The organism is Phenylobacterium aquaticum, from assembly GCF_947378715.1.
GTDB classification, from domain to species: domain Bacteria; phylum Pseudomonadota; class Alphaproteobacteria; order Caulobacterales; family Caulobacteraceae; genus Phenylobacterium; species Phenylobacterium aquaticum_A.
The window spans coordinates 1-13846 of record NZ_CANCLE010000013.1; the positions used below are offsets into that span (position 1 = coordinate 1).

The window sequence follows — 13846 nt, forward strand, 5'->3', positions numbered from 1 at the left end:
GCCAGGCCGCCGTGCTGGCCGCCGTGGCCAAGAAGGCGGGCTGGGGCGCGAAGCTTCCGGCGAACACCGGGCTCGGCATCGCCACGACCTTCGGCCAGGAACGCGACATGCCGACCTGGGCCGCCTGTATCGCCAAGGTCCATGTCGACCGCAGGACCGGGGCGGTGAGGGTGCAGAAGCTGACCCTGGTCACCGACGCCGGGACCATCGTCCACCCGGACGGCGCCCTGGCCCAGGTGCAGGGGGCGAGCCTCTGGGGCCTCAGCCTGGCGCTGTTCGAGGGCACCGAATTCGCCAAGGGCCAGGTCGCCGACACCAATCTGGACACCTACACGCCCCTGCGGATGAGCGACGTGCCGGAGCTGGACATCAGCTTCACCCCCAGCACCGAGCCTCCCGTCGGCCTGGGCGAGCCGGCCACCACCGTGGTCGCCCCCGCCATCGGTAACGCCATCTTCGCCGCCGTCGGCGCCCGGGTCCGCCACCTGCCGATCCGCCCCGAAGCGGTGCTGGCGGCGCTGAAGGGCTGAGACGACGATTGAACTCGCCGCCGAACCAAGCTGGTATCCGCCAGCTTGGGGAGGCGTGACATGACTGAAGTCCAGACGGCGGCGGGGACGCCCCGCGCGCCGAACCGGCTGCGTTCGATCCTGGCGGGGTCGGCCGGCAATATGGTCGAGACCTTCGACTGGTTCGTCTATGCCGCCTTCGCGCTCTATTTCGCCAAGGTGTTCTTCCCCAAGGGCGATGACACCGCCCAGCTGCTCAACACGGCGGCGGTGTTCGCAGTGGGCTTCCTGGCGCGTCCGGTAGGCGCCTGGCTGATGGGGCTCTATGCCGACCGGGCGGGACGCCGCGCGGCCATGACCGCCTCGATCCTGCTGATGTGCGCCGGCTCGCTGCTGATCGGCCTCTGCCCCTCCTATGCCCAGATCGGCATAGGCGCGCCGATCCTCTTGACCTCGGCCCGCGTGCTCCAGGGGCTGAGCATGGGCGGCGAATACGGCACCAGCGCCACCTATATGGCCGAGATGGCCAGCCGGAAGCACCGGGGCTTCTGGTCGGGGGTGTTCTACGCCACCCTGATCGGCGGCCAGCTGCTGGCCACCGGCGTGCTGCTCGTGCTGCAGGCCCGTCTCAGCCCCGAGGCGCTGCAGGCCTGGGGTTGGCGGGTTCCGTTCTTCATCGGCGGCGGCCTGGCCGTGGTCGTCTGGATCCTGCGGCGCGGCATGGGCGAAACCCCGGCCTTCGAGGGCCGGCCGGATGAGCGCGCCACCACCTGGAAGCTGATCGTCCGCCACCCGCGCGAGAGCCTGATCGTCATGGGCCTGACCGCCGGCGGGACGCTCGGCTACTACACCTTCACCAGCTATATGCAGAAGTTCCTGGTCAACACCTCGGGCTTCACCAAGGGCCAGGCCACCCAGGTCACCGCCGCCGGCCTGGTGCTGTTCCTGCTGGTCAATCCGCTGCTGGGCGCCCTGTCCGACAAGGTCGGCCGCAAGCCGCTGCTGATCACCTTCGGGGTGCTGGGCGCGCTCTGCACCTGGCCGATCATGGCGACCCTCGCCGCCACCCATTCCCTCGTCGTCGCCTATGGCCTGACCGCCGCCGCCCTGGTGATCGTGGCCTGCTATTCCTCAGTGAATGGAGTCGTTAAGGCCGAACTGTTCCCGGCCGAGATCCGGGCGCTGGGCGTCGCCCTGCCCTACTCCCTCGCCAACGCCCTGTTCGGCGGCAGCGCCGAATATGTCGCCCTGTGGTTCAAGTCGCACGGCGCCGAGAGCGGCTTCTTCACCTATGTCACCGTGGTGATCGTGGGCTCGTTGCTGGTCTATGTGTTCACGCCCGACACCGCAGCGACCAGCCGGATCACCGAGGACTGACGCCCTATTGGGCCTTGCCCAGATTGGCCGAGGTCTGGGCGATGGAGGCCAGGCAGGCGGCCCTTTGCACCGCCAGCTTGGGGTCGGTCACCGCCGAGATCGCCTGGGTCGACTTCACGACATTGGCCTTGGTGACCGCGACCGGCTCCTCGATGCCCAGCGGCAGGCAGATCAGGTCGTGCGAGAACTGATCGCCGGTGTCGACATAGGGCAGCACGGCCGAGGGGTTCTTCTGCATCGCCTGGGCCAGGGACTGGATCAGGCCCTCGGCGGCGCAGGCGCTGCCCGAGGTCTTGACCAGCTGGACGCCCAGCGCCACCGCCCCTGGCGTCCCGCCGGCCACCAGCTTGTAGCCGCGGCCGGTGTCGCAGTTGAACTCATGGCTGGCCAGATAGGCCGGGCCCTTGGCGGCCAGCTCGGCCTGCAGGGCCGCCAGCTTGGGCGTCGCCGCCTGGGCGCCGGAGGCGCCGGTCAGCAGCGCGGCTGCGGAAATCAGGGCGAAGATGCGGGTCATGTCGGAGCGTCCCTCAGAAGCCCCGACCGTCCCGGTCAGCGTCGCCAAGGTCAAGGCGACCCCGACCCGGTTTGGGCGGCTAGAGCGCCGCCTCGACCGCGCCGGTGATCTCACCGTCGAGCGGTTCGGTGCGCGGACCAAAGGCGCGGATCAACTGGCCGTCCTTGCCGAACAGCAGCTTGTGGAAGTTCCAGGCCGGATCGGCGGATTCGCCCAGAGTTTCGAGCGCCCACTTGTAGAACGGGTGCGCCGTCTCGCCCTTCACGTCCTCCTTGGAGGTCAGGGGGAAGTCGATGTTGAAGCGGGTCTCGCAGAAGTCCTTGATCTCGGCTTCCGTCCCCGGCTCCTGGCCCATGAACTGGTTGCAGGGCACGCCCAGCACCACCAGCCCCTGGTCCTTGTAGTCGGAATAGAGCTTTTCCAGCCCGTCATATTGCGGGGTCAGGCCGCACTTCGACGCGGTATTGACCACCAGCACGACCTTGTCCTTGAAGGTCGTCAGCGGCAGGGCCGCGCCGTCGATGGTCTTGAAGGCGAAATCGTAGGCGGTGGTCATGGGGCGTCCTCCAGCAGGGTCGGCGGCACGCTAGAGGGTTTGGCGGACGGGCGGAAGTTGGCTTGAAGCCCTCTCCCCATTTGTGGGGAGAGGGTTGGGTGAGGGGCGTGCCGCGACGCGGCGCGAACTCCCGACGGGGCCTCAGCGGAGATTCAGCAAGACCCCCTCACCCTGCCCTCTCCCCGCCAGGCGGGGCGAGGGTATTGGGCTCAGCCCTGCTCCATCGCCTGTTCGACGGCAAGCGCCAGGTCCAGGGCCAGAGCGGCTTCCTGGGCGGTGCAGATCGGGCGGGGCGCGTCGCCGCGCACCGCGGCCAGGAAGGCGGCGACACTGGCGCCCAGCGGGTCCTTGGAGCCCGGCGCCTCGGCGAAATCGGCGTTGAGCGGATAGCCGGTGGTGTTGCGGAACGCCCGGCTGACGAAGTCGATCTCAAGCTCGCCCGACGGATAGACCAGCTTCATGGTCCGCTTGCGCCCCTCCGCCATGCGCGAGGCGTCGAAGGTCGCGGTGAAGCCGGTGTCGAAGGTCACTTCCGCCTGGGCCCGGTCCCAGCCGCCGGAATAGGCGATGACGCCCTCGGCCTCCACGGCCAGGGGCTCGCCCTTGCAAAGCGCCAGGGCCAGGTCGAGGTCGTGGATCATCAGGTCCAGCACCACCGAGACGTCCAGGCTGCGCTCCGACTCCGGGCCGTGGCGCAGGGCCTCCATCCGCAGGGGCTGCTCGGGAATGTCGAACAGGCCGATGGCCTGGGAGAACAGCCGTTCCTGATGACCGCAGGCGACGATCAGCTTGCGCCGGGCGGCCTCGTCCATGATCCGGTCGGCGTCGCGCAGGGAGACCGCCAGCGGCTTCTCCACATAGACGGGCTTGCCGGCCTGCAGCGCGGCGACGGCGCCGTCGGCGTGAAAGACGGCGGGCGAGGCCACGGTGACCACGTCCACGGCGGCGAGGAATTCCGCCAGGTCTGTATAGCCTGTCGCCCCGTGGCGGCCGGCGACCTCGGCGGCGCGCGCGCCGTCCGGATCATAGACCCCGGCCAGGGTCGCGCCGTCGAGGGTCGCGTATTGGCGTGCGTGATAGCCGCCGAACACGCCGGCCCCGATCACTCCGCCCCGCAACTTGGCCGCCATGTCACCGCTCCGAAAATTCCTGTCCCGCGCCTAGCACTCACGCGGGCTCGACGCCACCTGAGCCAGGAGTTAAACAACCGTTCGAACGCCGCTTACGGCGTAAACATCAAGGGAGAGACACCCATGACCACCTCGCGTGAGATCCGCCTGAAGAGCCGCCCGGTCGGCCTGCCGACGGCCGAGAATTTCGAACTGGCCACCGTCGAGCTGCCCGCCCCCGGCCCCGGCGAGGTCCAGGTCCGCAATCAGTGGATGACCGTCGATCCCTACATGCGCGGCCGCATGAACGACGTGAAGAGCTACACCCCGCCCTTCCAGTTGGGCAAGGCGATGGAGGGCGGCGCGATCGGCGAGGTCACCCTTTCCAATGACCCCAGCCTGAAAGTCGGCGACCTGGTGCAATCGGGCATGGGCTGGCGCGAGGCCTTCAACGCGCCGGCGACCGGCGTCCAGAAGCTCGACACCCACGGCCTGCCGCCCCAGGCCTTTCTGGGCGTCGCCGGCATGCCCGGCCTGACCGCCTATGTCGGCCTGCTGCGCATCGCGGCCCTGAAGCCCGGCGACGTTGTCTTCGTGTCCGGCGGCGCCGGCGCGGTGGGCTCCGTGGTCTGCCAGATCGCCAAGCTGCGAGGCCACAAGGTCATCGCCTCGGCCGGCGGCCCGACCAAGGTCGCCTTCCTCAAGGAACTCGGCGTCGATGTGGCCATCGACTACAAGGCCGAGCCCGACCTGACCGCCGCCCTGCAGAAGGCCGCGCCCGAGGGCATCGACGCCTATTTCGAGAATGTCGGCGGCGCGCACCTGGAAGCGGCGATCACCGTCGCCAATCCCTTCGCCCGCTTCGCCCTGTGCGGGATGATCTCGCAGTACAACGCCACCGAACTGCCGACCGGCCCGCGCAACATCATCCAGGCGGTAGGCAAGAGCCTGCGCCTGGAAGGCTTCATCGTCTCCAATCACTGGGACATGATGCCGGCCTTCGTGAAGGACCTGTCGGAATGGTCGGCGGCCGGCAAGATCCAGTGGCGCGACACCGTCAAGGAGGGCATCGAGCGCGCGCCCGAGGCCTTCCTCGGCCTGTTCTCCGGCGAGAACTTCGGCAAGATGCTGGTGAAGCTCTAGGTTTTTCCAACCGACGCTTGGCCATTTGAATGCGCCGTTGGCCGGGGGAGCCGGAGGGTCTAAAAGCCCTTCGTCCCTCCCCCGGAGCCGCGCCCTGTGTCCCGCCTGTTCAGCGCCTATGTGATCGTCGACTGGAGCGCCGCGGCCAAGCCGTCGACCGGCGCGGATTCCGTTTGGATCGGCGTGCTGAAGCGCGATGTCCGGTTCCGCCTGGTGTTCGAGGCGTTCAATCCGCCGACCCGGGCCGAGGCCGAGAAGAAGCTCACCGCCCTGCTGGACGACTTCAAGAAGCGCTCCGAGCGCGCCCTGGTCGGCTTCGACTTCCCGCTGGGCTTCCCGCGCGGCTTCGCCCAGGCCCTCAGCCTGCCGGGCGAACAGCCGTGGCGCGCGGCCTGGGACCAGCTCGACAAGATGGTCAAGGACAAGGCCGACAACACCAATAACCGCTTCGGCGTCGGGTCAGAGATCAACCGGCGCATGACCGGCGGGCCCTTCCCGTTCTGGGGCTGCCCGCCCAAGGACGCCCTGACCACCCTGCAGCCCAAGCGCACCCGCGAGCACGGCCCCGACGACCTGCCCGAGCTGCGCTACGCCGACCAGGCCGCCAAGGGCGCGTCGTCGATCTGGAAGCTCTATTACAACGGCTCGGTCGGCGGTCAGGCGATCCTGGGCATTCCGGCCGTCCGCCGCATGAAGCTGGCCCGGGGCGACGCCTTCAAGGCCTGGCCCTTCGAGCTGGGCTTCAAGCCCCTGACCGAGGCCGATCTGGCCGGCGTCGACGTGGTGGCGACCGAGGTCTATCCCTCGCTCTACAAGGCGCAAGCCGCGCCGGGCGAGGTCAAGGACCTGGCCCAGGTGCGGGTGACGGCCGAGCATTTCGCCCGCCTGGACGAGGCCGGCAAGCTGAGCGCGGTGTTCGGCGCGCCGAAGGGCCTGACGCCCGAGGCCCTGGCAGCAGCAGAGTCCGAGGAAGGCTGGATCCTGGGGGTCGAGCAGGCCTAGTGTCCCGATTCCAAAATTCGCCGGCGCTTAGGGCGAGCTCGAACGAATTTTGGACTCGATAAGGACACTAGAGATTCTTTGAGTCTCGTGTGCTTTTTGGATCTGAAGTTCGCTCCGACGACGATCCCACGAGTAGGCGAACTTCAGATCCAGCACACTAGCCCGTCACGGGCCCCAGCGCCGCAGCAGCGGCGCGGCGGCGCTCGTCCTGGGCCGGGCGGCGCAATTGGTCGAGCCAGACCGGCAGATAGAGCGCATAGGCGCCGGCCAGGTCGGCGACCATGTCCATGGCGTCGCAATCGCGGCCAACCATGCCCTGAAGCAGTTCGCTGCCAACGCCGGCGAAGGCGACAAGGGTCGAGAGGTCCAGACGGCGACGCCCCGGGACCGCGACATAGACCAGGGCTGTCGCCCCATAGAAGGCCATGAAGTGAGCCGCCTTGTCCCAAGGGATCAGGTCGTGCTCCAGCTTCTGGAACGGCCCCAGCATGAACACCGCCATGCAGAGGCTCAGGCCCACGAGCAGCAGGCGCGCGACGTCTCGGTTGCGAAGTCCGATCATGCCCCAACCCTAGGGCGCCGGGTTGAAGTCCCAGTTTACCAACAGGCTTAAGCGTTCATTACGCTCAGATATTTGAACCGCCCCAGCAGCAGGGCGGCTGACAGGAAGCTGGCGGCGATCACCGCCCAGACCACGCCCATCAGACCCAGGCCTGCGGGGATCGCCAGCCACCAGGCCAGGGGCGACATCACGAACACATAGCTGGCCAGGTGGGTGACGCTGGGCATCCACACGTCTCCGCGCGCCCGCAGGGCCTGGGCGCAGACCACCTGCAGGGCGTCGGGGACCAGCATCAGGGCCGAGAGCGCCACGGCCGGAACGGCGAGCGCCAGGGTCGCGGGGTCGAGGGTGTAGCCGCGCGACATCAGGCCCGCGCCCAGCCAGACGATCAGGCTGACCCCCAGGGCGAAGACCCCGGTGACCGCGAAGGCGACCAGGGCGGCGCGATCGACGGCCTTCATGTCCCGTGCGCCATAGGCCCGGCCGACCAGCACGGCGGCGGCGGTCGACAGGCCCAGCGGGACCATGAAGACGATGGCGGCGACATTCAGGGTGATCGCCCAGGCGGCCACGGCCAGGCCGCCGATCCAGCCGGCGATGACGTTCATGCTGGCGAAGGAGGCGACCTCGAAGAAGTTGGACGCCCCGGCCCCGAAGCCGATGCGGCGCTGCTCGGCCTCGGCGGCGCGATCCGGCTCGGGCTTGGTGAAGACCCCCAGTTCGCGGGCCTCGGGCATGCGGGCGATATAGATCAGCAGGGCCGCCGCCAGGAAGGTCCGGGCGCTGGTGGTCGCCCAGGCCCCACCCACGGCGCCCATGGCCGGCAGGCCGAACCTGCCCGGCACCAACAGCAGGTCGACGCTGAGGTTCACGCCATTGGCGATCCACATCATGGCCGCCGCCGCCTTGGGCCGCGACAGGCCCTCCAGCCAGAAACTCGCCGCCACGCTGATGGCGTAGCCTGGCAGGGAAAAGGCGAAGACCACCAGCGGGCGCGAGGCCCCGTCGGCCAGCGCCTTGCCCAGGCCCAGCATGTGCAGGAGGACCGGCCCGCCCGCGATGGTGATCACGGTCGAGACCGCGCCGATCCACAGGCTGTAGGCCAGGCCCCGGCGCAGCACCGCGCCGGCGAGATCGCGGCGTCCCTGGCCGATCACCCGGGCGGTCATCACCTGCACCCCGGCCAGCAGGCCGACCGACATGGTCACCACCACGCTGGTCGGCGCCCAGGCCAGGGCGTGGAAACCCAGCTCGCGGGCCGAATAGCGGCCGACCACCAGGGCGTCGCTCAGGCCCATGGCCATGATGCCCAGCCGCGCAAGCACCACCGGCCAGGCCAGCTTCATCAGCTCGGCCAGGTCGTTGCGGACAGAAACGGCGCGTCCTCCCACCTGGGAGGGCGCTGGGACCTCCGAGGGGGTCATGGGATCACCGGTTTTCAAAGAAGGCGCGGAAACTGGCGCCTCGGGACTTCGGGGGCAAGGGAAGTTTGGGAATTCCGACGCCGCACGTCCCTCACCCAACCCTCTCCCCGAAAGCGGGGCGAGGGCTCACGCTTTCTGCTCCTCGCCCCGCTTGCGGGGAGAGGCCGGGTGAGGGTCCTCGCCGCCGCAGGCGGCGAGGACGGCGTCGCAAATCCACGAGAGCCCCTCATAGACCCCCTGATTGTTGACCCGCATAACCCGGAAACCCGATCGCTCCAGATAGTTCGTACGCCGCGCGTCGTAGGCCTCATCGTCATGCGTCGCGCCATCCACCTCTATGATCAGCTTGGCCTCGCGGCAGAGGAAATCGGCGATGTAGGGACCGACCGGAACCTGCCTGCGCCACTTCCAGCCGCCGAGTTTCCGATCGCGCAGGGCGTTCCAGAGCCTGGCCTCGGCATGGGTGTGGTCGGCACGGAGGTCGCGAGCCCGATCCCTGAGATGGCTGCGTGGCATGAAGGCCCTCCCCCCACCCAACCCTCTCCCCGCAAGCGGGGCGAGGGCTAAACGGCGGCGCTTGTTCTTTATATGTTCTTCTACCTTGGCGCAGCAAGCCGAGTAAGCTCACCCCATGTCAGATCCTTCCATGAAGCGGCGTCTCTTCCTGGCCGGGGTGGCCGCGCTCGCGGCGACGCCCGCCCTCGCCCAGACGGCGGCGCCCGCTGATCCGGCCGTGGCGGCGACGCCCGCCGCCCCAGCACCCGTCACCCCGCCAGCGCCCGTCACACCCCCCAAGCCCAAGGGCCTGGTGCGGGTGAGCCTGACCACCTCCTACGGGGTCATTGTGCTGGAGTTGCACAAGGCCCAGGCCCCGATCACCACCGCCAACTTCCTGCGCTATGTGGATGAAGGCCGGATGGATCACGCCAGCTTCTACCGCGCCAATCATCCGCCCGGGGTCACCGACTTCGGCCTGCTGCAGGGCGGGCTGCAGAATGATCCCAAGTGGCTGCTCAAGCCCATCGCCCACGAGAGCACGACCAAGACCGGCCTGGCCCATACCGACGGCGCGATCTCCATGGGCCGCCGCGCCCTGGGCACGGCGACCTCGGACTTCTTCATCTGCGTGGGCGACCAGAAATATCTGGACGCCGATCCCAAGGCCAAGGGCGACAATGCCGGCTATGCCGTGTTCGGCTATGTGGTCGAGGGCATGGACGTGGTGAAGAAGATGCTGGCCCTTCCCACCTCCCCCACCGCCGGGGTCGGGGTCATGAAGGGCTCGATGCTGATGCGCTCCGTGCCGATGAAGGCGCGCCGACTCGGCTGAGCGCGGCGAATTTCCCTGGCGCACATGTCGGGAAGCGGTCGCCGCCCGCGTCGTTCCGTTGAAGCCCGACCGCGCTTTGCAGATACGGAGACCCGCCATGCTGTACGCCATCCTCTGCTACAATGACGAAGCCTCGGTCGGCGCCTGGTCCAAGGCCGAGGAGGACCAGGTGATGGACGCCCTGTGGGCCGTGCAGGAACCCTATGTCCAGGCCGGCCGCATGGGTCCGGTCGCCCGGCTATTGCCGACCACGGCGGCCACCACCCTGCGCAAGAATGGCGACGAGCCCCTGGTGATCGACGGCCCGTTCGCTGAGACCAAGGAACAGCTGCTGGGCTTCTACGTCGTCGACTGCGATGACCTGGACGCCGCGCTCGCCCTGGCCCGTGACCTGGCCAAGGCCAATCCGGGCCTGGGCTCCTATGAGATCCGCCCGGTGCTGACCCATCGGCCGGGAACCCTGCCCGCATGAGCGACCTGGCCTGGATCGAGGCGGCCCTGACCTCCGCCCGGCCCCAGGCGATCGGCGCCCTGCTGCGCTACTTCCGCGATCTCGACACCGCCGAGGAGGCCTTTCAGGAGGCCTGCCTGCGCGCCCTGCGCAGCTGGCCGGACAAGGGCCCGCCGCGCGATCCCGCCGCCTGGCTGATCCTGGTGGGCCGCAACGCCGGGGTCGATACCGTGCGCAAGCTCTCCCGCCAGCAAGCCCTGCCCGATGAGGCGGCGATCTCCGATCTGGAGGACGCCGAGGCCGACCTGGCCGAACGGCTGGACGGCGCCGACTATCGCGACGACATCCTGCGGCTGCTGTTCGTCTGCTGCCACCCCGACCTGCCGGCCACCCAGCAGATCGCGCTCGCCCTGCGCATCGTCTCCGGCCTGTCGGTGAAGCAGATCGCCCGCGCCTTCCTGGTCGGCGAGAGCGCCATGGAGCAGCGGATCACCCGGGCCAAGGCCAGGATCGCCAAGGCCGACACGCCCTTCGAGGCGCCGGGTCCGATCGAGCGGGCGGAGCGATTGGCCGCCGTCGCCGCGATGATCTACCTGGTGTTCAACGAGGGCTATTCCGCCGGCCCCGGGGCCACGGACGCCCGCGCCGGACTGGCCGACGAGGCGATCCGCCTGGCCCGCCTGCTGCTGCGGCTGTTCCAGACCGAGCCTGAGATCATGGGCCTGACCGCCCTCATCCTGCTGCAGCACGCCCGCGCCGCCGCCCGGTTCGACTCCGCCGGCGAGATGGTGCTGCTCGACGACCAGGATCGCCGCCTCTGGAACGCCGGCCTGATCGCCGAGGGTCTGGCTCTGATCGACAAGGCCATGCGCCACCGCCGTCCCGGCCCCTATCAGGTCCAGGCCGCCATCGCCGCCCTGCATGCCCGCGCCGCGGCGCCGGCCGAGACCGACTGGGCCCAGATCGACCGGCTCTATGCGACCCTGGAGCGGCTCCAGCCTTCGCCGGTCGTGACGCTCAACCGGGCGGTGGCGGTGTCAAAGGTCGCAGGGCCGGCGGCGGCGCTCGCCATGATCGAGCCCCTGGCGCCCCGGCTGACCGGCTATTTCCATTTCCACGGCCTGAAAGGCGCGCTGCTGCTGCAGCTGGGCCAGACCGAAGCGGCGCGGGTCGCGTTCGGCCAGGCCATCGCGCTCGCCAATACGCCCGCCGAAGCCGCCCACATCCGCGCACGATTGGACCGTCTTCTGCCGGAGAACGACGCCGGGGCCTCGACGTGACCGGATTTTTCGGGGCGTGATGTCGGCGGCGCGCCCGCGGCGACGTCCTAAGACCGACACCAGGAGCCACCTCATGCTGAAATACATCGTCCTGGCGGTCATCGTCGTGATCGCCGCCGTGCTGGCCTATGCCGCGAGCCGCCCCAACGGCTTCAAATACCAGCGCACGACCCTGATCCATGCGCCGGCGGAGAAGATCTTCGCCCTGATCAACGATTTCCACGCCTGGGCGGGGTGGTCCCCCTATGAGAAGCTCGATCCGGCCATGGCGCGGACCTATTCTGGGCCGGCCAGCGGGCTCGGCGCCGCCTATGGCTGGGAGAGCGGGGGCAAGGCGGGGGTTGGCAGCATGGAGATCACGGCGGTCAAGCCGGCCGCCCAGATCGTCATCCGCCTGATCTTCACCAAGCCCTTCGCCGCCAGCAACACCGCCACCTTCGACCTGGTCCCCGAGGCGGACGGAACCCGGGTGACCTGGACCATGGAAGGCGCAAACCCGTTCATCGCAAAACTCATGGGCCTGGTGTTCAGCATGGACAAGATGGTGGGCGGCGACTTCGAGACCGGCCTCGCCAGCCTCAAGGCCCAGTGCGAGGCCTGAGCGGTCAGGCGCCCGGCAGGCGGTACTTCGAGGCCATGACACAGCTCGGCACGCCATGCTGGACGCTGACCGTGGCCGGCACGCCGACGCCGGGGGCGAAATAGAAGGTCCCCTTGCCGGATTTGATCTCCAGGACGGCGGGACCGGTGAACTGGCAGACGTCGCGTTCGCCGATCTTGTCGGCGCCATGCATGCCGGCGACACCGCATTCCACATGGCCGAACCGGCGGCCGAAATCGATCATGTCGAAGCTGAACACCTGCTGCGCCCGCAACGGTTGGGCGGCGTATTGCGCGGCGGTCCAGCTCGGACAGGGCGCGCCGGTCACGGTCAGGTCCTGGGTGAAGACCTTGGACTCCTGGAGAGCGACCGCATTGCGCTCCAGGGCCGCCTTGCCCAGCACATAGGTCACCGGCGCGCCGATCGCCAGCGCCACGGCGAGCGCGATCCAGACCACGCCACCGGAGCGCGCCACGCCGCCAAAGTCCTTGCTTCTCTTGACCATCAGGGTTCCGTCGCTCGACCTTCGCCCCGTCAGCCTGCGGGCGGAGCCATGATAGACACGGCTCCGCTCACAAATCTACATTTGTAATTTATAGAACTCAGATCGCCGCGCGCAGGGCCTCGGCGAGCCGGTCCTCCTTGAGCTTCTCGGCCACCAGGAAGGCCAGTTCCAACGCCTGCTCGCCATTGAGACGCGGGTCGCAATGGGTGTGATAGCGGTCGGCGAGATCGCCCTCCGACAGGGCCCGGGCCCCGCCCAGGCATTCGGTGACGTTCTGGCCGGTCATCTCCAGATGCACGCCGCCGGGATGGACGCCCTCGGCCTTGCAAATCTCGATGAAGCTCTTCACCTCCGACAGGATCCGGTCGAAGGGCCGGGTCTTGTAGCCATTGGCGGCGGTGAGCGTGTTGCCGTGCATGGGGTCGATCGCCCAGACCACGGCGCGACCGCCCTGCTTGGTGGCCCGCAGCAGGCGCGGCAGGCGATCCGCGATCTTGTCGTGGCCGAACCGGCCATAGAGGGTCAGGCGGCCCGGCTCGTTCTTGGGGTTCAGCACGTCGATCAGCCGCAGCAGATCGTCGGGCTCCATGGTCGGACCGACCTTGCAGCCGACCGGATTACGGATGCCGCGGAAATATTCGACATGGGCGCCGTCCAGCTGGCGGGTGCGCTCGCCGATCCAGACCATGTGGGCCGAGGTGTCGTACCACTCGCCCGAGGTGCTATCGATCCGCGTCATCGCCTCCTCGAAGCCCAGCAGCAGGGCCTCGTGGGCGGTGAAGAACTCCACGCGATGCAGGTCGGGATGGCTCTCCGGGGTGACCCCGATGGCGGCCATGAAGGTCAGGGCCTCGCTGATCTTCTCGGACAGTTCCTTGTAGCGGGCGCCCTGGGGGCTGTCGTTGACGAAGCCCAGGGTCCAGCGGTGGATGTTGTAGAGGTCGGCATAGCCGCCGCCGGCGAAGGCGCGCAGCAGGTTCAGCGTCGAGGACGACTGGCCATAGGCCTGCAACAGGCGCTGCGGGTCCGGAATCCGCGCCTCCGGCGTGAACTCCATGCCGTTGATGTTGTCGCCGCGATAGGACGGCAGGGTCACGTCGCCGATGGTCTCGGTGGGTGACGAGCGCGGCTTGGCGAACTGGCCGGCCATGCGGCCCACCTTCACCACGGGCTTGCCGCCGGCGAAGGTCAGGACCACCGCCATCTGCAGGATCAGCCGGAACATGTCGCGGATGTTGTCGGCGTGGAATTCCTTGAAGCTCTCGGCGCAGTCGCCGCCCTGCAACAGGAAGGCCCGGCCCTCGGCGACGTCGGCCAGCAGGCTTTTCAGACGGCGCGCCTCGCCCGCGAACACCAGGGGCGGCATGCCGCGCAGGGTCTGTTCCACGCGGCTCAGGGCCGACAGGTCCGGATAGTCCTCGGGGATGTGCTTGGCGGTCTTGGCGCGCCAGGAAGCCGGATTCCAGTGCTCGGTCATCATTCC

General features: G+C 68.7%; 16 protein-coding genes. 8 read left to right on the forward strand and 8 right to left on the reverse strand.

Features of this window, described 5'->3' with window-relative positions; translation table 11 throughout:
* Nucleotides 1–530, forward strand: a 530-nt coding sequence (locus Q7P21_RS03365; protein ID WP_304175743.1) for a molybdopterin cofactor-binding domain-containing protein, incomplete at its 5' end; no start/stop codon positions are given.
* Between the two features lie 60 nt (nucleotides 531–590).
* Nucleotides 591–1886, forward strand: a complete 1296-nt coding sequence (locus tag Q7P21_RS03370) for an MFS transporter (RefSeq protein WP_304175744.1) — start codon at nucleotides 591–593, stop codon at nucleotides 1884–1886.
* Between the two features lie 4 nt (nucleotides 1887–1890).
* On the opposite strand, the gene Q7P21_RS03375 is transcribed toward Q7P21_RS03370, so the two are convergent.
* The 3 genes from Q7P21_RS03375 to Q7P21_RS03385 all read right to left on the reverse strand — a co-directional run bounded on the left by Q7P21_RS03375 (nucleotide 1891) and on the right by Q7P21_RS03385 (nucleotide 4086).
* Nucleotides 1891–2400, reverse strand: a complete 510-nt coding sequence (locus Q7P21_RS03375; RefSeq protein ID WP_304175746.1) for a hypothetical protein — start codon at nucleotides 2398–2400, stop codon at nucleotides 1891–1893.
* Between the two features lie 79 nt (nucleotides 2401–2479).
* The gene (locus Q7P21_RS03380) at nucleotides 2480–2956 is read right to left on the reverse strand and encodes a glutathione peroxidase (protein ID WP_304170081.1); all 477 of its coding nucleotides are present in this window, start codon (nucleotides 2954–2956) and stop codon (nucleotides 2480–2482) included.
* 209 nt (nucleotides 2957–3165) lie between these two features.
* Nucleotides 3166–4086: a Gfo/Idh/MocA family protein gene (locus Q7P21_RS03385; protein ID WP_304170080.1), complete on the reverse strand. Its 921-nt coding sequence runs from the start codon at nucleotides 4084–4086 to the stop codon at nucleotides 3166–3168.
* A 123-nt stretch (nucleotides 4087–4209) separates the two neighbouring features.
* On the opposite strand from Q7P21_RS03385, the gene Q7P21_RS03390 reads away from it, so the two are divergent.
* Together Q7P21_RS03390 and Q7P21_RS03395 are read left to right on the forward strand one after the other, a co-directional pair.
* Nucleotides 4210–5208: an NADP-dependent oxidoreductase gene (locus Q7P21_RS03390; RefSeq protein ID WP_304175748.1), complete on the forward strand. Its 999-nt coding sequence runs from the start codon at nucleotides 4210–4212 to the stop codon at nucleotides 5206–5208.
* A 96-nt stretch (nucleotides 5209–5304) separates the two neighbouring features.
* The gene (locus Q7P21_RS03395; RefSeq protein WP_304175750.1) at nucleotides 5305–6210 is read left to right on the forward strand and encodes a cobalamin biosynthesis protein CbiG; all 906 of its coding nucleotides are present in this window, start codon (nucleotides 5305–5307) and stop codon (nucleotides 6208–6210) included.
* Between the two features lie 157 nt (nucleotides 6211–6367).
* Here the strand turns inward: Q7P21_RS03395 and Q7P21_RS03400 are convergent, their stop codons facing one another.
* From Q7P21_RS03400 to Q7P21_RS03410, 3 genes are all read right to left on the reverse strand, one after another.
* Nucleotides 6368–6772, reverse strand: coding sequence for a hypothetical protein (locus Q7P21_RS03400; protein ID WP_304175752.1), 405 nt, complete (start codon nucleotides 6770–6772; stop codon nucleotides 6368–6370).
* A gap of 47 nt (nucleotides 6773–6819) precedes the next feature.
* Nucleotides 6820–8118, reverse strand: coding sequence for an MATE family efflux transporter (locus tag Q7P21_RS03405; protein ID WP_304175787.1), 1299 nt, complete (start codon nucleotides 8116–8118; stop codon nucleotides 6820–6822).
* Between the two features lie 204 nt (nucleotides 8119–8322).
* Nucleotides 8323–8712 (reverse strand): endonuclease domain-containing protein, encoded by a 390-nt coding sequence (locus tag Q7P21_RS03410; protein WP_304175754.1) that lies wholly within the window; start codon nucleotides 8710–8712, stop codon nucleotides 8323–8325.
* A gap of 130 nt (nucleotides 8713–8842) precedes the next feature.
* Here Q7P21_RS03410 and Q7P21_RS03415 point away from each other — a divergent pair, with 130 nt between their 5' ends.
* From Q7P21_RS03415 to Q7P21_RS03430, 4 genes are all read left to right on the forward strand, one after another.
* Nucleotides 8843–9526, forward strand: a complete 684-nt coding sequence (locus Q7P21_RS03415; protein ID WP_304170028.1) for a peptidylprolyl isomerase — start codon at nucleotides 8843–8845, stop codon at nucleotides 9524–9526.
* 97 nt (nucleotides 9527–9623) lie between these two features.
* Nucleotides 9624–9998: a YciI family protein gene (locus Q7P21_RS03420; RefSeq protein WP_304170027.1), complete on the forward strand. Its 375-nt coding sequence runs from the start codon at nucleotides 9624–9626 to the stop codon at nucleotides 9996–9998.
* Nucleotides 9995–11257 carry an RNA polymerase sigma factor gene (locus tag Q7P21_RS03425; RefSeq protein ID WP_304175756.1) on the forward strand — a complete coding sequence of 421 codons (1263 nt, stop codon included), beginning with the start codon at nucleotides 9995–9997 and terminating at the stop codon, nucleotides 11255–11257. Before Q7P21_RS03420 ends, Q7P21_RS03425 begins: the two co-directional genes overlap by 4 nt.
* A gap of 73 nt (nucleotides 11258–11330) precedes the next feature.
* The gene (locus tag Q7P21_RS03430) at nucleotides 11331–11858 is read left to right on the forward strand and encodes an SRPBCC family protein (RefSeq protein ID WP_304175758.1); all 528 of its coding nucleotides are present in this window, start codon (nucleotides 11331–11333) and stop codon (nucleotides 11856–11858) included.
* 4 nt (nucleotides 11859–11862) lie between these two features.
* Here Q7P21_RS03430 and Q7P21_RS03435 read toward each other — a convergent pair whose 3' ends face one another.
* A complete protein-coding gene (locus Q7P21_RS03435) occupies nucleotides 11863–12363 on the reverse strand; it encodes a hypothetical protein (RefSeq protein WP_304170024.1) in 501 nt (166 codons plus the stop codon).
* A gap of 97 nt (nucleotides 12364–12460) precedes the next feature.
* A complete protein-coding gene (locus tag Q7P21_RS03440; RefSeq protein WP_304175760.1) occupies nucleotides 12461–13840 on the reverse strand; it encodes a class II 3-deoxy-7-phosphoheptulonate synthase in 1380 nt (459 codons plus the stop codon).
* Nucleotides 13841–13846: the final 6 nt, after the last annotated feature.

Coding starts and splice junctions, on each gene's coding strand:
- Q7P21_RS03370 (WP_304175744.1), top strand. CDS start 591: ATGACTGAAGTCCAGACGGCGGCGGGGACGCCCCGCGCGCCGAACCGG.
- Q7P21_RS03375 (WP_304175746.1), bottom strand. CDS start 2,400: ATGACCCGCATCTTCGCCCTGATTTCCGCAGCCGCGCTGCTGACCGGC.
- Q7P21_RS03380 (WP_304170081.1), bottom strand. CDS start 2,956: ATGACCACCGCCTACGATTTCGCCTTCAAGACCATCGACGGCGCGGCC.
- Q7P21_RS03385 (WP_304170080.1), bottom strand. CDS start 4,086: ATGGCGGCCAAGTTGCGGGGCGGAGTGATCGGGGCCGGCGTGTTCGGC.
- Q7P21_RS03390 (WP_304175748.1), top strand. CDS start 4,210: ATGACCACCTCGCGTGAGATCCGCCTGAAGAGCCGCCCGGTCGGCCTG.
- Q7P21_RS03400 (WP_304175752.1), bottom strand. CDS start 6,772: ATGATCGGACTTCGCAACCGAGACGTCGCGCGCCTGCTGCTCGTGGGC.
- Q7P21_RS03405 (WP_304175787.1), bottom strand. CDS start 8,118: ATGAAGCTGGCCTGGCCGGTGGTGCTTGCGCGGCTGGGCATCATGGCC.
- Q7P21_RS03410 (WP_304175754.1), bottom strand. CDS start 8,712: ATGCCACGCAGCCATCTCAGGGATCGGGCTCGCGACCTCCGTGCCGAC.
- Q7P21_RS03415 (WP_304170028.1), top strand. CDS start 8,843: ATGAAGCGGCGTCTCTTCCTGGCCGGGGTGGCCGCGCTCGCGGCGACG.
- Q7P21_RS03420 (WP_304170027.1), top strand. CDS start 9,624: ATGCTGTACGCCATCCTCTGCTACAATGACGAAGCCTCGGTCGGCGCC.
- Q7P21_RS03425 (WP_304175756.1), top strand. CDS start 9,995: ATGAGCGACCTGGCCTGGATCGAGGCGGCCCTGACCTCCGCCCGGCCC.
- Q7P21_RS03430 (WP_304175758.1), top strand. CDS start 11,331: ATGCTGAAATACATCGTCCTGGCGGTCATCGTCGTGATCGCCGCCGTG.
- Q7P21_RS03435 (WP_304170024.1), bottom strand. CDS start 12,363: ATGGTCAAGAGAAGCAAGGACTTTGGCGGCGTGGCGCGCTCCGGTGGC.
- Q7P21_RS03440 (WP_304175760.1), bottom strand. CDS start 13,840: ATGACCGAGCACTGGAATCCGGCTTCCTGGCGCGCCAAGACCGCCAAG.